The following is a 21,146-nucleotide window of genomic DNA, read 5'->3' on the forward strand; positions in this document are numbered from 1 at the left end:
TGGGAGCCCCGAATGCCAACCTAGGAAGTGAGCCAATCGAGTCAACCGGCAGAAATTCACGAAGTCGTTTGGTACGCCACCGCCACGCATCTGCTGCAAGGGGTTGAGGCTGCTGCCGTGTCCCTCGCGCCCTATCTTCCGCCTGGGCATCGGATTTCTCAACCCGACCCCTTCTTGAGATGTACTGGCGCACGGTGCTGTGACTTTGGTTCGGCCGACGGTGTGCTAGTTTCCAGCCAATTGCTCCGGAGACGTCATGCTTATCAAGCTGCAAGAAATCGCCCTCGCTCTTCTGCTGTTGGTCGCCGGCGCTGGGGCCAGTCATGCGGAGGCGGCCCAGCGGCCGCCGCCCACAGGCGGGGTTCTCTCGCTCCTGCCGCCGCCGCAGACTTCCGATCATTCGATCGTCATCGCCGGACGCACGCTCGATTACGAGGCCAAGGCCGGCACGCTGTCATTGCCGTCCGGCAAAGGCGATATCACCGCCGAGATTTTCTATGTCGCCTATGCACTGCATCCCGGAAAAGAAACGGGACCGGATCCGCGGCGTCCGATCACCTTCGTGTTTAATGGCGGTCCGGGAGCAGCTTCCGCCTATCTGCACCTCGGCGCGCTCGGTCCGCGGGTCCTGGCGACGGCGGCCGATGGAAGTTTCCTGCCGCCGCCACAGAGGCTGTTCGATAACCCCGACACTTGGCTCGACATGACCGACTTGGTCTTTGTGGACCCTGTCGGAACCGGTTACAGCCGTGAAGCGCCCGGCACGGAGGCACACAGCTTCTGGGGCGTCAGTCAGGACGCCGCGTCGATAGGCGCGTTCATCCGGCTCTATCTGGCGCAGACCAACCGCACGGCATCGCCGGTGTTTCTTGCCGGCGAAAGCTATGGCGGGTTTCGGGCGGCATTGCTCGCCAGGAAGCTTCAGGAAGACATCGGCATCAGCCCGAGCGGCGTCGTGCTGATTTCGCCGGCGCTCGAATTCACGCTGGTGCGCCCGGACGAGTTCCAGCCGCTCCACTGGGCGCTGGAACTGCCGTCGCTGGCGGCAGTGCGCCTGCACAGCGAAGGCGTTTCCGGCCCGGCTCTGCAGGAGCGGCTGGCAGAAGTCGAACACTATGCGCTCGGCGATTATCTGGCCGCGCTAGCCGGTGGACTGGAGCAAGGTGGACGGCTGGCGAGCCAGCGTGTCGCCGAAATCACCGGTCTGCCGCTCAACCTTGTCCAGCGGCACTTTGCACGCATTCCCATAGGGCTCTTTGCCAAGGAGTTTGCACGGGCAAAGGGCAATGTTCTCAGCGCCTATGACGGCAACATCGCGACGGCGGACGTGGCGCCAGAGAGCCTGGGAGTCGAGGGTCCCGATCCGGTGCTCGACCGAAGCGTGCCGGCGCTCACCTCTGCTTTCGTCGGCTACGTGCGTGATGAATTGAACTTCCGTACGGATATCAGCTATCGGCTTCTCAACCGCGAAGTTAGCGGCAATTGGGACTATGGAACGAGCCCGACGCGTCAGGGCTATGCGGGTGTCATGGACGACCTTCAGCAGGCACGCACGCTGAACCCCAATCTCGGCGTGCTGATCGTCAACGGCTACAGCGACCTGGTGACGCCGTACATGGGCTCGCGCTACCTGCTTGGTCAAATTCCTTCGCTTGCCGGCGCAAAGCCCATTCGCGCCGAGGTGCTGGAAGGCGGGCACATGATGTATCTGAGGCCGGATGGACGGGCGGCACTGAAGCAGGCCGCGTCCGAGCTTTACCGAACGACGCAATGAGACAGTTGCGCAAAAAAGCGCCGGATGCGCTGTTCGCCCTCTCATCAGGCCCTAGTTCCATCGCAATTGATCGGTTACACACCAAGGATGGCGTCTTTTAGCGACGTTCGACAGCAAATTAGCCGGTTCTCCAGAATCGCGCCACTGATGCGGCGTGTTGCCGAGCGGGCCACTCGGAACACTAGGCCACACTGGGTGACAAGCCTTGTCGGCCGCTGGAACGCGTTGTCGCTGGCCACGCAGTTCCTGCTCGCGGGTGGTCTATTCTCCCTGTCGGCCATGGTGGTGGTGGGGATTTCAGTCACGAGCCACATAGAAGCCGTGGTCACGCAGAATTCGGCATCCGCTACGGCTCTTTACGTGGACAGCGTTATCGCGCCGCTGCTTCCGGATATGCGCAAGAGCGAAGTCCTCGACGAGAGCGTCGCCCACGCGCTCGATGAAACGCTGGGACAAGGGGCACTCGGCACAAGGCTCGAATCCTTCAAGCTCTGGCGTCGCGACGGAACCATCCTGTATTCGACCGACAAGACATTGATCGGCAAGCGCTTTGAACCCAGCGGCAATCTCCGCGCGGCGTTTGCAGGCCAAATGGTTTCGGAGTTCGACAAGCTCGACGATCCGGACAGCGAGGCCGAAAGAGCCAGCGGCTTGCATCTCCTCGAGATCTACAACCCGGTGCTGCAGCCATGGTCGGGGGAAGTGGTGGCCGTTTCGGAATTCTACGAGGTCGCCACTGATTTCGAAAGAAACCTGCATCAGGCACTTATTCGAACCTGGCTGGACGTTGCCGCCGTCACAGCGGCCTTCTTTCTCGGGCTGTCGGCAATCGTGTTCCGTGGCAGCCGCACGATCAGTTCGCAGAGCCGCTCGTTGAAGCAGCGCATTGCTGAACTCTCCGACCTGCTTGCTCAAAACAGACTGTTGAGGCTGAAGGTGCAGCGTGCCTCGCAGCGCGCCACCGCACTCAACGAACGCTATCTCAGGCGCATCGGTGCGGACTTGCACGATGGGCCGGCCCAACTGGTTGCTCTCGCGGCGCTGGGGATCGACAGCCCCCTCATTGCCGATCCCGCTACGCCGCAACCGAAGCGTGCACAGGAATTGCTGGCTGTGAAAGCACATCTGGACGATGCCATGCGCGAGATCAGGAGCATCAGCAAGGGCCTTGTCCTGCCGCATATCGAGCATGCCGAGTTGGCCGAAATTCTCGAGCTTGCCGTGCAAGCGCACGAAGAACGAACCGGCGCCAAAGTGGCGCTATCGATGACCGGCGGCCATGCGACGTTGTCGCCGGCGGCCAAGATCTGCATCTTCCGCTTCGTCCAGGAGGCGCTGAACAATGGATTTCGCCATGCCGGAGGTGAAGGTCAGTCGGTCGAGAAACATTTCGACGGCGAGCGCGTTTGTATCGAAGTGTCCGACGCCGGCCCTGGCTTTGACCCACAAATCGTGCGTCCCGAGAGGCTGGGGCTCGTTGGGCTGCGCGAGCGGGTGGAAAGCCTCGGGGGCCAGTTTACCGTGACTTCCTCACAAAGTGGCACGATCGTGAAAATGGCTCTCAACATCGTTGAAATGGGGCAGACATGACCGCAGCCATCAAGCTTGCCATCGTCGACGACCACCCTCTGTTCAGGGAAGGCGTTGTGCGCACGCTCGATCAGATCGGCGGATTCGAGATAGTCGGTGAAGGAAGCAGCAGAGATGACGCCCTGCGGATAATCGAAGACCAGCGGCCCGACATTCTGCTGATGGACATCTCGGTTCCCGGAGGTGGCCTTGGTGTGATCGGACCGGCCCTGGAGCGGCAGCCGGCATTGAAAATCGTGATGCTGACCGTTTCGGAAGAAAACCAGCACGTGATGACCGCGTTGCAGAGCGGGGCAAGGGGCTATGTTTTGAAGGGGGTCGGGTCGAGGACGTTGGCTGCGATCCTGCGCACGGTAGCGTCGGGCGAACGATATGTCTGTCCACAATTATCGGCGCGCCTGTTGGCCGATCTGTCGGCTCAATCAAAAGAGCCGGCGAAAGCTGACGGACTTGCCGAACTCACCAGCCGCGAAAGGGAGATCCTGACGCTGGTTGCCGCGGGACTGAGCAACAAGCGGATCGGGCTTCGGCTGAACCTGCATGAGAAAACGATAAAGCACCACATGACGCGAATCCTGGCCAAGCTCAACGTCAGCAACAGGACCGAAGCCGCAATGACGTTGCGCGACGCGACTGAGCGCCGGCATCCGACTGTTCGCGATCATGCTTGAGCCAAAATTGCCGCACAGCGCAGCTATGTGAACTGGCCCTCAGTTGATCATTTCAAGCAATCTGTCCCGATCGGAACGCGTCGCCAGGCGCCGAATGATGGTGCGGCCCTTGGCATCCCGCATTTCATATTGGCCGCTGTCGATGCGTTCGCTGAGGCCGTTCGAATGCACCACGCCAATGCTCGGCCCACGCACCTCGACCCGGTCTCCTGTGGTCGCGTTGACAAAGAGTTTTGGCTTGCTGTCGGGGTTTACCGCAGGGGCGGGATCAGGGGGATTGTCGTCCTGCGACTTTGCTTTGCCCTTGCCGGCTCCAGCGTTCGAGTTTGAATTGCCGGAGTTTCCACCCGAATTGCCTGAATTCCCGTTCCCGTTTCCGCCATTGCCGTTGCCGTTCCCGCCGTCTTTGGCACAGGCGGCCTGCGGGCCGAGCGTCGGCGACGGTCCGTCGAACATGACGCGATACGGGCCTACGACGAGAATGAAGGTCAACACGATTACGGAAATACCGACACGACGTCCTCGTGAAGATCTGGTCCTTCGTCTCCGGGTCGTCATCAATGAACTTGCCAGTCGCATGTCGTAAATCCCCTTAATCATACGGACCTGTCGTGCTGCCTCCTGTTCGACTTCGTGTCATGCTTAAAACAATGGTTTGTATCCGGGACGTCAAGACCCACCAGTCCCACGATGGTAACTGGTGGGTCTCGCTGGCGCAGGAAGGGACTATTTACTGCGCAAGTCTTTTGCCTTCCGTTGGTTGCGTCTCTCGGTGATAGCGCCGACTTCCCACCGTCAGCCAACAATAAATCCAATGGCCGCGATCCCGAAACACAGGCCAAACAACGGAAAAAGCAGCCAACGTGCCTGATGAATGCTCGGGTCCATAGCGGCCTCCTGTACCAGTCGGCATCGCAACGGGGTTCTTTGGAACTCAGTTCCTGAAACTCTCGCATTTCGGGCTTTTGCGATAGCAGCCTCGGACCAAAGTTTGGCCGTGCAGGTCCTTGGTCGACAGTCTTACAGACTGAAGTCCCTATGCCAGGAGCAATGGACCCCGCCTTGCATTCGGCAACCTTTGTATCCGACTGGCAGCTGCGATCCACCGCTCCCTTCGAATGCTTTGCGTTCCTGGCACTATGGCAACAGCGACGTTGGTCCACTGCCATGTCGTTGAAACGTCACCAATACAGACCCATATGAAAGTTGCGTCGGACGTCTCCTCCCATTGCGTCCGGCGCGTTCCCCTCTGGAGGTTACAGACCTTCACGCTTGGCCGGGCTTAACAGTCCGGCCTTTTTCTTTGGTCATTTGTGCAGCAATCCGCCGGACGACTCCAATCTGCGAGGCGTCAGTAAAATCGATTTGCAAATGCATTCATGTGCTCATAACCTGTCACTATGAGCACGATTTCCAAAGTTGCCACGCGAGCGGGCGTGTCGCGCACGACAGTGTCGCATGTCATCAACCATGCGGACCGGGTATCGAAACCGCTGCGTGAGCGCGTACAAGCGGCGATCGACGAACTCGGTTATACGCCTAACCCGCAGGCGCAGAGCCTGCGCACCGGCCGCACCAACATCATCGCGATGCTGATCCCCGACATCCGCAACCCGTTCTACCCGGAGCTGGTGAAGACGGCGCAGTCGACGCTCGAAGTGGTCGGCCTCGACATGCTGATCTTCAACACCGACGTACCGGGCGGACATTCACAGGATCACGGCCGCGAGTATTTGCGCCAGATCGGGCGCAAGCGGGTCGACGGCGTCATCGTTGCCGACTTCGCGCTGCACGGCATGCACAGCGAGCTGCTCAACCTCGATCTGCCCGCCGTCTTCATCGGCAATCTCCCCAATCAAGCCGTCGACAGCGTCCAGCTGGACGATTTCGGCGGCGGCTATCTGATGGGCGAGTATCTGGCGAAGAGGGGCCATCGCCGCGTCGCCCATGTCACCGGGCCATCCTTTTTCAAGGAGGCGATGGCGCGTGCCGCGGGCTTCGAGAAAGGGCTTGCCGACAATGGCGTGCCAATCGCCGCCGATCTTCGGTTCGAGGGAAGCTATCTTGCCCCGTCAGGACGGGAGGCGGTCGCTTGGCTCCTGGACAAGCACGGCGGAAACCTGCCGTCGGCGATGTTCTTCGCCAATTATCTGATGGCCTCCGGTGCGCTGACTGAATTCTACGACCATGCGATTAATATCCCTCAGGATATCGCCATCGCGGTCTTCGATGACCTGCCTCAGCTGGAATATGTCAGGCCGAAGCTGACCCGTGTCGGCAACAGCCCGACAATGCTCGCCAAGCGCGCCACGGAAATGCTGCTCGAGCGCCTGGGCGGCAAAGTCGAGGGCGCGCCGCGCACCGAAGTGATCCCATGCGCGTTGAGCCCATCCGACAGCGCATGACGTCAAATGCCGGCAGAGGGAACGGAGGTCCTTCGCCAACGTTCGACCGAACAACACCCAGGGAGGAAATGATGACTGACAAAACGACCCTCAACCGCCGTCGGCTGATCCAGGGCGGCGCCACTTTCGCGGCCGCCGGCCTTACAGGCTTCCCGTTCATCAATAGGATGGCCTTGCGCGCTCAGGAAGCGCCGCTGAAATTCTGGCAGTTCTATGCGCCGGGCGGAGACGTGAAGCCACAGGTCCAGTGGTTCGAAAAGCTGGTGGCCGACTGGAACGACGGCCACGACCAGAAGGTCGAGCTCGAATATGTCGTCAACAGCGAATACATCTCCGGCTCAAAGCTGGCGACGGCCTTCGCGTCGGGCGAGGGCCCCGACATCTTCCTCATCAGCCCCGGCGATTTCCTGCGTTATTACAATGGCGGCGTACTGGCCGACCTGACGCCGCATATCGAGGATGCCGCGAAAGCCGATTTCCCGGAAAGCGTCATCGCCAACCGCATGGTCGACGGCAAGATCTACGGCGTGCCGATGGAGGTCGAGCCGATGGCCTTCTATTATTCGGTCAAAGCGTTCGAGGAAGCAAAGCTCAACGAAAACGACGTGCCGAAGACCTGGGACGAGTTGTTGGCGGTTGCCAAGAAGCTGACGACGCCCAACCGTTATGGCGTGCTGTTCGAAACGACGCCTGGCTATTACCAGAACTTCACCTGGTATCCGTTTCTGTGGCAGGGCGGCGGCGAATTCCAGGGTAAGGACGGCAAGAGCGCCTTCGATTCGGCGGCCACGGTCCAGGCGCTTAAACTCTGGCAGGATGCTATCAATACCGGTGTGGCGCCGCGTCAGGTGGTCGGCGGCGGCTTCGACATCGTCGCCAATCTCGGGGCAGGGCTGTGCGCCATGCAGAGCTGCGGCATCTGGGGCATTTCGGCGATGGACAACAACGCCAAGGACGTGCCCTACGGCATCTTCAAATTGCCGACACCTGCCAATGGCAAATATGTCACCGTCGGCGGTGGCTGGGCCTTCGTCGCCAATGCCGGGGGCAAGAACCCGGATGCTTCCGCCCAGTTCTGCGCCTGGGCGCTGGCCTCGATGGATCAGGGATCGATCGACCGGGTCGTCAACTGGTGCACGGTCGCCAAAAGCGACATGCCGCCGCGCAACAGCGCACTGAAGGCCGGCGCCGATGTCTTCAGCACGGGTAAGTTCGGCACCTTCGCCAAGGAAATCCACCCGGGAACGCGTGCCGAACCGCGGGTTCCGCCTGAAGCCTACAAGATCATCTCGGATGCCATCCAGTCGGCACAGCTTGGCGGGGTCGATGCCCAGCAGGCCGCGACGGCAGCCAGTCAGCAACTCGACGCGTTCCTCGCTTCCTATTCCGGCGCGCCGATCCTTTAGGTCCCCTTCCAGCATGCACGCAGACGAGATGAAATCGCCGGCCGCGGGCGCCAAATCCGCTCGCGGCCTTACCGCCAAGCAAAGGGAACGCTACGCCGCATGGCTGTTCGTCCTGCCCGATGCGCTCGGACTGCTGGTGTTCGTCGGCGTGCCGATGCTGCTGTCGCTCGCCGTCGGGTTTTTCGAGGTCAACGGCTTCGGCGGCTATAGATTCGTCGGGCTCGGCAATTATCGGCGCATGTGGAGCGATCCGCTGTTCTGGTCGTCGGTGAAGGTGACCGTGGCCTATGCCGTCATGCTGGTGCCGGCGCTCTACGCCGCCGGGCTGGGGCTGGCGCTTCTGGTGCAGAAGACCAACCGCTTCAACGCGGTCATGCGCTCGATGTTCTTTGCGCCGCAGATGGTCAGCCTGGTCGTCGTGGCGCTCGTCTGGCAACTCATGCTGGTCGAGAAGGTCGGCATCGTCAGCCGGCTGGCGCCGCTCGTCGGCCTCAGCGGAATTTCGCTGCTCGGCGATCCAAATCTGGCGCTGTTCACGCTGGTGCTGGTCAGCGTCTGGTTCCTGATGGGCTTTTACATGCTGATCTTCCTCGGCGGGCTCCAGGACATCCCGGCAGAGTATTACGAGGCCGCAAAGATCGACGGCGCCGGGCCGGTGACAAGCTTTTGGTACATTACCTTGCCCTTGCTCAAACCGACCAGCTTCTTCGTCCTCCTGGTCTCGCTGGTCGCGGCTGTCGCCGGCGGCCAGGTCTTCGACCTGATCTATGTGATGACCAAGGGCGGGCCCGTCAATTCGACCTCGGTGCTGATCATCTACATCTACAAGCAGGCGTTCCAGTTCGGCGCCTTCGGCTATGCATCGGCAATGGCATCGCTGCTGGTGCTGGCGCTGATGCTGGTCACGGTGTTCTTCTTCCTGCTGACGCGCGGCGGACGTTTCGAGCATGACTGACAGCCGAACTCCTTCCACGCGTTCGCAGATACGAGCGGCGAGGCTTGCCTGGATGCTGGCGACCGCGGCGCTTGGCCTGATGACGGTGTTCCCGCTTGTCTGGATGCTGGTCATCTCGCTCAAGCCGGCGAGCGACGTCTTCACGCCGAGCCTCATTCCGGAACAGCCGACGCTCGGCAATTTCCTCTATGTGCTGACCGAGGTGCCGTTCCTGCGCTACCTTTTCAACTCGTTCTTCGTGTCGGCGACGGTGACCGTCGCTGCGCTGTTCTTCCATTCGATGGCCGGCTATTCGCTCGCACGGCTGCGTTTTCCGGGCCGCGACATCCTGTTCCTCGCCATGTTCTCGACGTTCCTGGTGTCGCTACCGGTGATCATCGTGCCGCTGTTCATTTTGACGCGGACGCTGCACATGCTGGACAGCTATGCCGGGCTGATCATTCCGGCGATCTTCAACGCATTCGGCATCTTCCTGCTCAGGCAATACTACCTGTCGCTGCCGAGGGAGCTGGAAGAAGCGGCGATCATGGATGGCGCCAGCTATTGGCGCATCTATTGGAGCATCATCCTGCCGCTCAGCCGGCCGATCCTGTCGGCGTTGGCGATCCTGTTCTTTCTCGCCAACTGGAACGCTTTCCTGTGGCCGTTGACGATCACATCGGACCTCAACCTCTGGGTGGTGCAGGTTGCCATCGCAAACTTCAAGAGCCAGTACGCCGCCGCCTGGAATTATGTCATGGCCGCCTCGACCATCGTCGCCGTGCCGATGCTGGTCCTCTTCGTGATCTTCCAGCGCCAGATCATGGAATCCATCAAGACAAGCGGCCTGAAATAACCGCTGAAGCAAGAGGAGAAACACATGGATAATGCCGGCCTGTCGCCGCTTCGCGGGCTCGCCAAATTGCGCGATGCCAAAACCCGCCGGTTCTCAAGCTACGACCGCACCGGCGGCAATGACGACCGGCTGCATATTGAACCTGGCCAGACGCTGGTGATTGCCGAGCATTATGGTGCCGGCATCATCACGCATATCTGGGCGACGCTCGCCTGCAAGAGCGAGGACTTCCTGCGCAAGATCGTATTGCGCGCCTATTGGGATGGTGAAGAACATCCGAGCATCGAAACACCGATCGGCGATTTCTTCGGCATGGGCCATGCCCGCACCCGCAATTTTGCCAGCCTGCCGGTGCAGGCAAGTCCAGAGGATGGCAAGGCCTTCAACTGCTATTTTCCGATGCCGTTTGCCAGCCATATGCGCTTCACCGTCACCAATGAAGCTGAGGACGACCTGCTTTTCTATTACTATGTCGATCTCGAACTGCATGAGGAACTCGAGGAAGGCCTGGGCCGCTTCCACGCCCAATACAGGCAGCAGCGACCCGATGGCATCGACGAGACGGGGCTGGCCAACGAGCAGGTCCTGTTTGGCGGGGAAAATACCGACGGGAACGGCAACTACACCATCCTGGAGGCGGAGGGTCACGGCCACTATGTCGGCCTGCTCTATTCGGTCTATTCGCGGCGCCGTTCCCCTCTATGGGACTGGTATGGCGAGGGCGACGACATGATCTTCGTCGATGGCGAGCCGGGCATTTCCGTGCCGGATGCGGTGCGCAAGCCCGATCCGCGTATCGGCCCGAAGGCCGAACTGGTCGGCGATCGTGGCGAGACCAGCCCCGGCGCCAACGACGCATGGCCGCCGACGCTGCACGGCACCGGCACGGAAGATTATTTCAATACGGCATGGTGCCCGACACAGGACTACAGTGCGTCCTATCACGGCATCATCGCCGCCGGCGGGCCGAACTGGACCGAGCCGGTTACGCTCTATCGCTGGCACATAGAAGACCCGGTCATCTTTCACAAACGCATCCGGGTGACCATCGAGCACGGTCACGCCAATCGCCGCTCTGACGACATCTCGTCGGTCGCTTTCTGGTATCAGGCGGAACCGCACAAGCCGTTCGAAGAGCTTGCCGATGTCGAGAACCGCATCCCCACCTTTCGCGCGCCTTATCACAATTGGAACGCCGCCTTCGACGAGAAGAGGCGTTAGGCCGGGATGCGTTCGAGTTGAAGCGTGCATCCCGCGCTATCTGCGTCGGGGCGCGACCCTGCCGTAGCGCGCCGCCTCAGCTGCGAGGGTGGAAGTTGCTGGACAGACCAGGTGTTGCCGTCGGGATCCTCAAAGAAGACAAATCTGCCCCAGGGAAAATCCTTGATATCGCTGACCACGATACCTTGAGCTGCCAGGTGCCGGTGTGCCTCATCAATATCGGGCACGACCAGTTGCAGGCCTCTTATGGATCCCGGGGGGCTGTCGACGAGGCCCTTGCCCATGGCAATCGAACAGGCCGAACCGGGCGGCGTCAATTGCACGAAACGTATCTCGTCGCTTACGGTGTGGTCGTGATCGAGATGAAAGCCGACCTTGCCGACATAAAAGGCGATTGCTCTATCGACATCCGATACGGGGACCGGGACCAGTTCCAGCTTCCAATCCATGACAGGCCTTTCGCAGCTTGATCGGCAAGTGGTGCCGAACACCGTGGACGACATCCGCCATCTTCCCAATGCCATTGTCGGCGCGGGCCGCTCATTCAGTCAAGAGATGTCCGGCAAGAGATATCCGGTTCGGGCAACGTGAGGACTGGTCTCATTGCCGGCCTAGACGGCGAGGCGTTCGGAACCGATGAGCGCAAGCCCAGTTAGGGGGACAAAAGACGCATTTCGGATCAGCAGAGACGGCTTTCATGATCGGAACGCAGATGGCCGGATACGACCATGGGAAGGTTGCGCGCGCCGTTGACGTTCGAAGAGCTGCGCGCCTCGAGACGGCGCTCACCGAAGCTGGCGAAGCTCGTCGGCAGCGAAGCCGAAGCGCCAAGAGCAGACCTGACGCAAAGAGGCTCTCCGACCTAAACCGGCTTCCATCGCTTTGCCAGGCTATTTTCACAGGACCACGAAACAATTGTCTCCGGTCGCCGTTTCGCCCGCAGAACCTTTCGAGGAGGCGACGATGAGCACAACCGGCTTGGACGTTTTTGACAAAACGCTGCAACTAACAAACATCTGGCTCGACGAGATCATGGCGGATCTTGGTCCAGATCGCCACGTCGCCTGGCACACATTGGGCGCCGTTCTGCGAACCCTGCGGGACAGGCTACAGATCGGACTGGCGGCCAAATTGGGAGCCGAACTGCCGCTGCTCGTGCGCGGCGCCTACTATGATCGCTATCGGCCCGCCGACATGCCCGACAAGACACGCTCGCTCGAGGAGTTCCTGCAACACATCGCCGATGAATTGAAATCGACCCGTCCTGTCGATCCCGAGGATGCAGTACGCTCGGTATTTCGCGTGCTTGCACGGCATATCGACCTTGGCCAGTCGGCAAAGGTGCGAGATGCGCTGCCAAAGGAAATCCAGGCGCTCTGGCCTGAAAGCGTAGGCGTCAAATAGCGGCGATCCTGCTCATGCGGACGTGCGACGGACCAACTGCCACGAAACGCTGAAAAGGGTAGGTATTGCGCCCGGTGTTGCCGAAATCAATGAGATCAGATGATCGGCAAAATGGTCGTAGTGGGCCGTTTCAGGACCGATCGTCGTCAATGCCGTATGACTGAATTCGCCCTCGTCGATATTGCCACACCCGATGACCGCTATGTCGCCCGGCACGGAGAGCCCGGCCTCCTCGAATGCGTGCAGGGCGGTCACGGCGGCAAGATCGGATTCGACGAAAAGCGCGGTCGGCCGGTCCATGCGGGCGGCCAGCGCCGTGACATTGGCAAACGCAGCCTTGCGCGCCTCTGCACCGCCGATCACAAGGTCATCTCGCAGCGGAAGGCCGCGTGCTTGCAGGAAGCTGTGATAGGCGGCGTGACGGCTTCCGTTCACCGCTTGGGGGTTTAGAAACCTGCCGACGGTGTCCAGGTCGTCACGAACGCCGCACGATGTGTTCCGCAAGGCGATGGGCCTCCTCGGCAATCGCCAATATTATGCCTGATTTGCGCGTGGAGGCGAAATCCAACCCGGCGAAGTAGATGCCTGGCAGGGCGGCCACGCCATCCTCGTGAACAGGCTGTCCTTCCGGGTCGAGCAGACCGGAAAGCCTCACCCAACTGAAATCGCCCTTGAATCCGGTGCACCACACCACGGTCGTGATGCCGGACTCGGCAGCATCAAGAGAACGGAGAGCCGGATTCGGCAGCTGCGCTGCGACAGTCTCCGCTGGGTCGGGTTCCGAAACGGGGGCATCGATTCCGGAGCGGCTGATGTATTCGTCGATATAGCGTTTGACGTTGGCGGAGGCCTCATCCGCAAAACGAACATGCTCTTCGAGATCGTCGGCGAATGACAGACGGCCGTCATCTTCGACGCCTGCGAACCGCCCCAGCAGCACGACACCTTGGGCGCCGAGCCCTTGCAGGCTTATCGTGTGTTCTACCCCAAGCAGACCACGAGGTGGAATGCGCCCCGCAAGTCGAATGATCTCGTCTCGACGCACGTCGAGAAATCCGCTTTCGACGAGCCAGAGCATGATGTCGCGACCTCTGTAGTGCCGCGAGAGCCGCCCGACCCGGCTGGTGGCAAGGAAGACTGTTCGGCCTGCTTCCGCCAGTTCTTCCGCGATCTGGGCCCGGACTGGCCGCTTCCGACCACCAGCACCGCTCCAGCCGGGAGATCAGCGGCGCTGCGATAATCAGAAGCATCGATCTGGCGCAGGCCCGGCGGCAACGCAGCGGCCCAAACTGGGCGCACCGGACAATTCAAGTTGCCGCTGGCGATCACCACGTTGCGTGCCAAAAGTGTTCCGCGCGAGGTGATCAGCCGATAGCCGCCATTCTCGTGCCCGCCGGCGAGCTCGGTCACCACAGTGTCCGGTTCGACCGGCAATTCGTTTCGCCTGGCGAAATCCTCAAGCAGGGCGACGAACTGGTTGCGCGTCAGGGCACCGAACGGATCCGAACCGTCATAGCAGTCGCCGGGCATGACGGTCTGCACGTTGGGCGTATTCATCCGGAAGGAATCCCACCGCTGGGTGCGCCAGGTCTCTCCGATGCGGCCGCGCTCCAATACGGCATGGCGCAAGCCTTGCCGAGCCAGCGAATAGCTGACGCCCAGACCGGCCCAGCCGGCCCCGACTACTACTGCATCAAGGACGTTGGCATTATCCGTCATTTGCCGCGGATCCGGAGGCTAGCGCCGTTGCAGCGCTGTGAGGCGGCACTGGCGCCATCAGCGTAACGCCTCTGCCAACGGACAACCGCCAAACAGCGGCCGATGCTGCCCGAACCCATCCCCTCGATCTGCATGGTTTCGCCCCCGACGCGAGGGCACGATAACAGTTTTATCGGGTCACGGCACGATCAAATACTCATCCGAAACCGGCAATGGTTGCGGCTTAACCTGGAAAGATTGTGAAACCGCCATCGACACGGATTACCTGCCCGTTGATGAAGCGCGCGCGCGGACCGGCGAGGAAGGCCACCGCTTCGGCGATCTCTTCAGGCTCCGCATACCGGTTCAGCGATTTCTTGCTCGAATCCATGCGCTGCGGATCGACCACGCGACTCGCCTGGAACCGTGCCGTCTTGGTGGCGCCAGGGCTTACCGCATTGACGCGTACGCCATCGTCGATCAATTCCTTGGCGAGGCAGCGCGTATAATGGACGACGGCCGCCTTAAGCGTTGAGTAGACCACCTCGGGTGAGCAGCCGATATGCGCTGCCGCCGAGGCGATGTTGATCACCGAGCCCGAGCCCCGCTTGACCATCGGCGGAACGAACGCCTGGCAAACCAACATCGTGCCGATGAGATTGTTCTCGGTTAGAACCTTGATGTCGTCGTAGTCGATGTCGAGTGCGTTGTTGGGACTGGGCTTTACGCCCTTGGCGCCGATGTCGCCGCCGGCGCAGTTGACCAGAATGTGCACGTCGCCGAGGTCCGCCTCGATCTTCCTCTTCATTTCGGCGACAGCTTGCTTGTCGCCTATATTGCCGGTGACCGCGGTCACCCGTGTCCCATGCTTCTCCAAGCCCCGGGCAGAGTCGCCGAGGTCCGCGAATTCACCATATTGAGATGGCCGGGCCCAATCGAGGTCGTGGACCGCGACGTTTGCGCCAAGTTCGGCCAAGCGGTCGGCCATCACGCGGCCGAGGCCGCGTCCCGAGCCGGTGACGAAGGCGGTCAGGCCGCTGAGGTCTCGGGTGGTCATGCTGATCTCTCCATTGCAATGAAACCGAACTTCTTCATATTGGCGGCGCTGCGGCGGATCATGTCGAGTTCATACGAAACGAGCGCGCCGTCATTGTCGCGCTCCCATGGCGTGCGGTAGTCGGCGTCGTCCGCAAGACGGTTCGCGCGCGCAGCACTCAGGCAGGCCGCGAACTCGCGTGCGGTCTTCGGCGCATATCCGTTCCACCAGTCGTCCGTGAGACAGCGAACGTGACGGGCCTCCAGCGCGCCCGGTTCGAGCACCGCCGTCAGCGTGTCGTGGTGCTCGCCAAGGATGGCTGCCAGTTCGCCAAAAGGCACGGCGCCGTCGCCGATCGCGCAGCGGACCAGACGGTAGCCCTCATCCGTGAACTGCACGCGATAGTCCTTGAGGTGAACGTGGCGGACATAGGGTGCGATCCGCTGCGTGAAGGCAAGCGGCGCCTCGCCGACAGGAAAAGTGTTGCCGGTGTCGTAGGTGATGCCGACGCCCGGTCCGCCGAGCTCGCAGAACGCGACCAGTTCGTCGCTGCCGAAGTCCTGATGGTTCTCGATGCCGAGTACCCGGCCCTCGGCCGCCGCACGCGGTCCCCAATCTGTCAACGCAGCGCGGATCGTCGTATTGAACTCACTCCATTTCCGGCCCCAGGCGTTGCGGTCGCCGCACAGGACAGGCGTCAGTGCGATACGGATCGTCGTCGCCTCGAGCAGGCGCGCAGCCCGAAATGCGTTGTCCAGCGGACCTGCCACCAGCAGCCCGCCGCTCACCACGGGGACAATATCGAGCGCACTCATACGCTTGCGCAGCGCGACGATTTCGGCATCCGGCAAGTCGGTCAACCAGGGTTCGTAGATCTCGAGCGTGCGTGCGCCCAGTTCCTGCGCCAGCGCGATGAAGCCTTCCAGTCCCACGCCGTCCGGATTGTGCCGCGGCGTGCCACGGCCCTGCAGTCCGAGATAGTAGGTCAGTCCGTAGGGGTTGAGGCCGAGACGAAGCATCAGCTTGGCGGTTCCAATGGAGGGCGGAGAGGGGTCACTAGCGCAGGCCGGCATCGACGGTGATGGACTGCTTCGTGATCATGCGGCTGTCATCCGCTGCCAGGAAGAGCACGGTCCGTGCAATCTCCTCGCCCAGGAGGACGCGACGGATCAATTGCCGCTGCACCGTCTGGTCGACTGCCTCCTGCGTCTTGAACCACAGCTCGCGCTGCCGCTCGGTCATGACGGCGCCGGGTTCGACTGCATTGACGCGGATGTTGTCGGGTCCGAACGACCGCGCCAACGCACGCGTCAGCGCCACCACAGCCCCTTTGGCGGTGGCGTAGGCCACCATCTGGTCCGCTCCGAAACGCCAGGCAATGGAGGAGAAGTTTATGATCGAGCCGAAGCCGAGTTCCTGCATATGCGGATGCACAGCTTGAGCGGCGAAGAAGTGATGCCGGAGATTGATGTCGAAGCTGCGGTCCCAATATTCGGCCGTCACTGCGTCGATGGGATGGCGCTGATCATTGGCAGCGTTATTCACCAGGACGGCGACCGGACCAAGCCGCGCGCGCACGCCTTCTACCGACGCCTTTAACGCATCGACGTCGGTCACGTCGCAATGGAGATATAAGGGAGCCCGCCCGGCGGCACCGCCGAGCTCGCGCAGCAACGCCTCCGCTGGTTCGTCCTGCACATCGAGAAAGGCTACCCGGGCGCCATTCGAGGCGAAGGCGCGGACCATATCGGCGCCGATGCCGGAGGCGCCGCCGGAGATCAGCACGACCCGATCGGCCAAGCTCGGATAGGTTGCGAATTGTACGGACATCAAATTACAGAAGCGCCTTGGTTGTTGGATCGAACAGGCAGGCGCGCGACATATCGATGCCCAGCGTTATCGTCTCGCCCATGACGGGAGCGTCGTCCGGCTCGAAGCGGCCGGTGATCTCCAGGTCACCCAGCCTGAGCACGGCAAGCGTCTCGGCCCCGGTCGGCTCGACCAGCTCGACCGGCGCCTGCATGGACGCCACAGCAGGTTTGCGCGACTTCAGGTCGGTCGTGAAACGGTAGATGTGTTCCGGCCGGATACCGAGCACGACGTCCTTTGGCGCACCGGCGGGCATCGGCGCAGCAAGGGCAAGGCTGGCGTCGCTGCCGTCAGCGGCGCGTACCGAGATGCTGGTCGAGCCGGTAAGCCGCGCCGGGATGAAATTCATCGCCGGCGATCCCATGAAACCGGCAACGAACATGTTTGTCGGCCGGTCGTAGATCCGCTTCGGCGTGTCGAACTGCTGTACCGAGCCCTGGTTCATCACCGCAATGCGGGATGCAAGCGTCATCGCCTCGACCTGATCGTGGGTGACATACACCGTGGTCTTGCCGACGCGATGGTGGAGCTTCTTGATTTCGGTACGCATGTCGACGCGCAGCTTGGCGTCGAGATTGGACAGGGGCTCGTCGAACAAAAACAGCTTCGGGTCGCGGACGAGGGCACGCCCCATCGCAACGCGCTGCCGCTGGCCGCCCGAGAGCTGGCCAGGCTTGCGTTTAAGCAGCTGTTCGATCTGCAGGAGTGCGGCAACGCGCTGGACAGCTTCCGCTTGCACCGCTTTGGGCACGCCGCGGCTTTCCATGCCGAAGGTGATGTTCTGGCGCACCGTCATCGTGGGATAGAGGGCGTATGACTGGAACACCATCGCAATGTCGCGGTCCTTGGGTTGCACCGAGTTCACCAGCCGGTCGCCGATCCAAATCTCTCCCGACGTGACGGTTTCCAGGCCGGCAATCATGGCGAGCAAGGTTGACTTGCCGCAACCCGACGGACCGACAAGCGCGACGAATTCTCCGGTCTTAGCCTCGAGATTGATGCCGGAAAGAATCTCGAGCGAGCCGTAGCTCTTGTGAAGGTTGCGGATCATCAACGCGGACATGGGCGACGCCTCATTTGATGGCGCCCTGCGTGAGGCCGCGCACGAAGTATTTGCCACCGAACAGATAGATCAGCAGCGGTGGCAACGCGCCGATCAGCACGGCTGCGCTCATCACATCGTAAGCACGTGCGGTCGTGCCGCCGGCCGTGAGCGCGACCAACGCCGCCGTAATCGGCTGCTGCTGGCCCGACGTGAAGACGACGCCGAACAGATACTCGTTCCAGATGCCGGTGAACTGCCAGATGACGGTGACAATCAGAATGGGCGGCGACAGGGGCAGGATGATCTTGCGGAAGATTCGCCAGAAGCCGGCGCCGTCAATGCGCGCCGCCTTGATAAGGTCGTCCGGTATGCTGACGTAGAAATTGCGGCAGAACAGGGTGGTGAACGAGATGCCCTGGACGACGTGGATCAACACCAGCCCATATGTGGAATTGGTCAGGCCGAGCTTGCCGAGCAGGAACGCCCACGGCATCAGCGAAATCTGGCCGGGCATGAATACGCCGAGCAGCATCAGATTGAAGATCAGTTCGGAACCCCTGAAGCGCCATTTGGAGAGGATGTAGCCGTTCATGGCGCCGAGAATGGTTGAGATGATTGTGGCGGGGATCGTCATCGCCAGCGAGTTGAAGAAATTGCGCTTCATGCCCTCGCAGGTACCGCTGACACAGTAGGATCCCCAGGCCTGCGCCCACGCATCGAACCGGAAGCTGCGAGGTACGGAGATGAGGCCGTTGCGGGCAATCTCCGACTGCTCGCGCAATGAGTTGAAGATCACCACCAGCAACGGCACGAGATAGACCATCGCGAAAAGCGCCAGCACGGCATAAACAAGGAAGCGGCTCCAGAAATGCCGGCGCGTGGCTGCGGCAGCTTCCGGATCAAAGCCGGTCGGATTGGGGCGGGCCGGGTCAAAGCTGGCATTGGGGGCAATTTCAGCCATTGCGGCCCTCCGCCCGCCGGCGCCAGACGATCCACAACGAGTACGGCACCAGCACCACCGCGACTGCCGCGAGCATCATCATCGCCGCGGCGGCACCCTCGCCGATTTGCCCGCGCTGGAACATCAGGTCGTAGACATAGATGGCGGGGAAGGTGGTGGACACGCCTGGCCCACCCCGCGTCAACGCCGCCACCAGGTCGAAGGTCTTGATGGCGAATTGTATCTGAATGACCGCCACCGCCAGGAATATCGGGGCGATGGTGGGCAGGATGACCCTGCGATAGGTCCGGAAAACCGACGCGCCGTCGATTTGCGCGGCTTTGACGAGATCCGGATCGACCGACCGCAGACCGGCCAGGAAAAGTGCCATCGCGAAGCCGGACGACTGCCAGATACCGGTTATGATCACCGCATAGTTCGCCGTGTTGCGGTTGGCCGTCAGGGCGAAGCTGAAGTCGGTCCAGCCAAGCCCGCGAACGAAGGCCTGGATACCGTCGACAGGGTTATAGAGCCAGCTCCACACCGTACCGGTGACGATGAAGGACACCGCCAACGGATAGAGGAAGATAGTGCGCCAAACCGCCTCGCCGCGGACGCGCTGGTCGATCGCGATCGCGAGCAGCAGGCCAACCGCCATCGAGCCAACGATATAGAAGCCGCTGAACAGGAAGAGATTCGTATAGGCGATGTTCCAGCGCCGGTTTGCCCAGAGCGAAGCGTAATTGTCGAGGCCGACGAACCCATAGGTCGGCAACAGCGACGAATTGGACAGCGAGATGTAGAGCGTCCAGAGCGTGAAGACGAAAACATAGACGAAGCTCGCCGCTATCGACGGCGCCAGCACCAGAATGGGCACCATCGTGCCAAGGCGCTCGCGCCACGGACGGGTCGTGGCGGCTGCGGCCGGTACAATCAGGTCATGGGTGGACATCGGGCTGCTCCGGCGAAGTCAGGCCGGGCGCTTCGCCCCCGGCCATCATCGGCAGCTTCACTTCTGCGCTTCGGCCGCATCCGCCATGGCATTGGCCGCGTCCTGCGCACTCATATCCGGCGTCGCCACAAACTCGGTGATTGTATCCATGATTGCGCCGCGGACTTTTTGCGGCACCGTCATGTTGTGCGCCATGGAACGGACGAGCGTGCCGGCGGCGATCGAGGCTTGCAGATGCTTTTGCGAGAGTTGCTGGCAGGGATTGAAGCCGTTCGAAAGATCGACGTCGAGGCGGGCCGGGATGGAGCCTTTGGTCTGATTGAAAATGGTCTGGAACTCGGGCGATAGGATGATGCTGGCAAGCAGCTTCTGTCCCTCGATGTAGTCCGGGTCCTTCTGCTTGAAGAACACAACCGAGTCTGAATTCAGGATGAAGCCGGGCTTGCCCCAATCGGTCGGCGCCTGGGCGCAGACATAATCGGTGCCCTCCTTGAAGCCGCCAGCCGTCAGCAGGCCGATCGTCCAGTCGCCCATGATGTGGAAGGCGGCCTCGCCGCGGCCGACCAGGTGCGACATGGTATCCCAGTCACGCCCATTCATGCCGGGGTCCATGTACTTCGAGGTCATGGTGCGGAACTGCTCGAAGGCCTTGACCATGCCGTCGCTGCGCATGGCATCGACGTCGCCCTCGACGAAAGCTTTCTTGTAGAGATCGAGGTCCTGACCGTACACGACCACTTCGAAAACCGTCGAGTCGGTCCAGTCGGCGGTCGAGTGCGAAATGCAGATCTTGCCGCTGGCCACGATCTTGTCGCAGGCGGCGTTGAATTCCGCCCATGTCTTCGGCATCTCGGTGACGCCCGCATCCTTCATGACCTTTGGCGATGCCCACAGCCAGTTGATGCGGTGGATGTTCATCGGCGCCGCCACCCAATTCCCCGTCGGCTTCATCACCGGCAGCAATTCGGGAGCGACGACCTTCTCCCAATTTTCCGCCTTCGCCAGGTCGTCGAGATTGGCTGTCATGCCCGTCTCGTTCCATTCGGCGATCTCGGGGCCCTTGAGCTGCACAGCGGGAGGTGCGTTGCCGGCGATCACATCGGCACGCAGTTTGGCCAATGTGTTGGCTGTATGGCCTGCGATCGAGGTCTGCTGCCAGGCGCCGCCCTTGGCGGTAAACATCTCGCCGAGCTTGGCGATAGCCTGGGCGTCCGATCCGGTCGCCCATTGGTGCAAGAGGTTGGTCTTGGGCTCCGCGAGTGCTGCTCCGGTAAGCAAGGTGAAGGCGGTAGCGGCCGCAAAGGCCGTCCTCAGATATTTCATCGTTTCACTCCCATAGGTGATG

21 protein-coding genes are annotated in these 21,146 nt (G+C 61.4%); 9 read left to right on the top strand and 12 right to left on the bottom strand.

Annotation, left to right across the window (positions count from 1 at the left end):
• Nucleotides 1–256: 256 nt before the first annotated feature.
• The 3 genes from X760_RS60135 (at nt 257) to X760_RS60145 (ending at nt 4,035) form a co-directional block, all read left to right on the top strand.
• Nucleotides 257–1,774: an alpha/beta hydrolase gene (locus X760_RS60135; RefSeq protein WP_023720271.1), complete on the top strand. Its 1,518-nt coding sequence runs from the start codon at nt 257–259 to the stop codon at nt 1,772–1,774.
• A gap of 195 nt (nt 1,775–1,969) precedes the next feature.
• A complete protein-coding gene (locus X760_RS60140; RefSeq protein WP_031194366.1) occupies nt 1,970–3,364 on the top strand; it encodes a sensor histidine kinase in 1,395 nt (464 codons plus the stop codon).
• Nucleotides 3,361–4,035, top strand: a complete 675-nt coding sequence (locus X760_RS60145; protein WP_023720273.1) for a response regulator transcription factor — start codon at nt 3,361–3,363, stop codon at nt 4,033–4,035. The genes X760_RS60140 and X760_RS60145 overlap by 4 nt, the downstream gene beginning before the upstream one ends.
• A gap of 39 nt (nt 4,036–4,074) precedes the next feature.
• On the opposite strand, the gene X760_RS60150 is transcribed toward X760_RS60145, so the two are convergent.
• Complete coding sequence (locus tag X760_RS60150) at nt 4,075–4,491, bottom strand: hypothetical protein (RefSeq protein WP_245278631.1); 417 nt, start codon at nt 4,489–4,491, stop codon at nt 4,075–4,077.
• A gap of 944 nt (nt 4,492–5,435) precedes the next feature.
• On the opposite strand from X760_RS60150, the gene X760_RS60155 reads away from it, so the two are divergent.
• The 5 genes from X760_RS60155 to X760_RS60175 all read left to right on the top strand — a co-directional run bounded on the left by X760_RS60155 (nt 5,436) and on the right by X760_RS60175 (nt 10,857).
• Nucleotides 5,436–6,440, top strand: coding sequence for a LacI family DNA-binding transcriptional regulator (locus tag X760_RS60155; RefSeq protein WP_023720275.1), 1,005 nt, complete (start codon nt 5,436–5,438; stop codon nt 6,438–6,440).
• Between the two features lie 71 nt (nt 6,441–6,511).
• Nucleotides 6,512–7,846: a sugar ABC transporter substrate-binding protein gene (locus X760_RS60160; RefSeq protein WP_023720276.1), complete on the top strand. Its 1,335-nt coding sequence runs from the start codon at nt 6,512–6,514 to the stop codon at nt 7,844–7,846.
• 28 nt (nt 7,847–7,874) lie between these two features.
• Nucleotides 7,875–8,801: a sugar ABC transporter permease gene (locus tag X760_RS60165; RefSeq protein ID WP_031194369.1), complete on the top strand. Its 927-nt coding sequence runs from the start codon at nt 7,875–7,877 to the stop codon at nt 8,799–8,801.
• Nucleotides 8,794–9,636, top strand: a complete 843-nt coding sequence (locus tag X760_RS60170; RefSeq protein ID WP_023720278.1) for a carbohydrate ABC transporter permease — start codon at nt 8,794–8,796, stop codon at nt 9,634–9,636. The genes X760_RS60165 and X760_RS60170 overlap by 8 nt, the downstream gene beginning before the upstream one ends.
• 24 nt (nt 9,637–9,660) lie before the next feature.
• The gene (locus X760_RS60175) at nt 9,661–10,857 is read left to right on the top strand and encodes a glycoside hydrolase family 172 protein (RefSeq protein WP_023720279.1); all 1,197 of its coding nucleotides are present in this window, start codon (nt 9,661–9,663) and stop codon (nt 10,855–10,857) included.
• Here the strand turns inward: X760_RS60175 and X760_RS0138470 are convergent.
• On the bottom strand, nt 10,854–11,306 hold the full coding sequence (locus X760_RS0138470) for a VOC family protein (RefSeq protein ID WP_023720280.1): 453 nt from the start codon (nt 11,304–11,306) through the stop codon (nt 10,854–10,856). The genes X760_RS60175 and X760_RS0138470 overlap by 4 nt on opposite strands.
• A gap of 514 nt (nt 11,307–11,820) precedes the next feature.
• Here X760_RS0138470 and X760_RS60180 point away from each other — a divergent pair.
• On the top strand, nt 11,821–12,261 hold the full coding sequence (locus tag X760_RS60180; RefSeq protein ID WP_023720283.1) for a DUF2267 domain-containing protein: 441 nt from the start codon (nt 11,821–11,823) through the stop codon (nt 12,259–12,261).
• Nucleotides 12,262–12,273: 12 nt separating this feature from the next.
• Here the strand turns inward: X760_RS60180 and X760_RS60185 are convergent, their stop codons facing one another.
• From X760_RS60185 to X760_RS60225, 10 genes are all read right to left on the bottom strand, one after another.
• A complete protein-coding gene (locus X760_RS60185; protein ID WP_198030514.1) occupies nt 12,274–12,765 on the bottom strand; it encodes a substrate-binding domain-containing protein in 492 nt (163 codons plus the stop codon).
• Complete coding sequence (locus tag X760_RS79130; protein WP_348633233.1) at nt 12,737–13,339, bottom strand: hypothetical protein; 603 nt, start codon at nt 13,337–13,339, stop codon at nt 12,737–12,739. Before X760_RS79130 ends, X760_RS60185 begins: the two co-directional genes overlap by 29 nt.
• Nucleotides 13,243–13,980: an NAD(P)-binding domain-containing protein gene (locus tag X760_RS79135; protein WP_348633232.1), complete on the bottom strand. Its 738-nt coding sequence runs from the start codon at nt 13,978–13,980 to the stop codon at nt 13,243–13,245. The genes X760_RS79130 and X760_RS79135 overlap by 97 nt, the downstream gene beginning before the upstream one ends.
• A gap of 223 nt (nt 13,981–14,203) precedes the next feature.
• On the bottom strand, nt 14,204–15,016 hold the full coding sequence (locus tag X760_RS60195) for an SDR family oxidoreductase (RefSeq protein WP_023720285.1): 813 nt from the start codon (nt 15,014–15,016) through the stop codon (nt 14,204–14,206).
• Nucleotides 15,013–16,014: a TIM barrel protein gene (locus X760_RS60200; protein WP_023720286.1), complete on the bottom strand. Its 1,002-nt coding sequence runs from the start codon at nt 16,012–16,014 to the stop codon at nt 15,013–15,015. Before X760_RS60200 ends, X760_RS60195 begins: the two co-directional genes overlap by 4 nt.
• Before the next feature lie 37 nt (nt 16,015–16,051).
• The gene (locus X760_RS60205; protein WP_023720287.1) at nt 16,052–16,825 is read right to left on the bottom strand and encodes an SDR family oxidoreductase; all 774 of its coding nucleotides are present in this window, start codon (nt 16,823–16,825) and stop codon (nt 16,052–16,054) included.
• Between the two features lie 4 nt (nt 16,826–16,829).
• Nucleotides 16,830–17,927, bottom strand: a complete 1,098-nt coding sequence (gene ugpC / locus X760_RS60210) for a sn-glycerol-3-phosphate ABC transporter ATP-binding protein UgpC (RefSeq protein WP_023720288.1) — start codon at nt 17,925–17,927, stop codon at nt 16,830–16,832.
• Nucleotides 17,928–17,937: 10 nt separating this feature from the next.
• On the bottom strand, nt 17,938–18,870 hold the full coding sequence (locus X760_RS60215) for a carbohydrate ABC transporter permease (RefSeq protein ID WP_023720289.1): 933 nt from the start codon (nt 18,868–18,870) through the stop codon (nt 17,938–17,940).
• On the bottom strand, nt 18,863–19,801 hold the full coding sequence (locus tag X760_RS60220) for a sugar ABC transporter permease (RefSeq protein WP_023720290.1): 939 nt from the start codon (nt 19,799–19,801) through the stop codon (nt 18,863–18,865). The genes X760_RS60215 and X760_RS60220 overlap by 8 nt, the downstream gene beginning before the upstream one ends.
• A gap of 57 nt (nt 19,802–19,858) precedes the next feature.
• Nucleotides 19,859–21,124 carry an ABC transporter substrate-binding protein gene (locus X760_RS60225; protein WP_023720291.1) on the bottom strand — a complete coding sequence of 422 codons (1,266 nt, stop codon included), beginning with the start codon at nt 21,122–21,124 and terminating at the stop codon, nt 19,859–19,861.
• Between the last annotated feature and the right edge of the window lie 22 nt (nt 21,125–21,146).

Source organism: Mesorhizobium sp. LSHC420B00, assembly GCF_000503055.1.
Classification (GTDB): Bacteria; Pseudomonadota; Alphaproteobacteria; order Rhizobiales; family Rhizobiaceae; genus Mesorhizobium.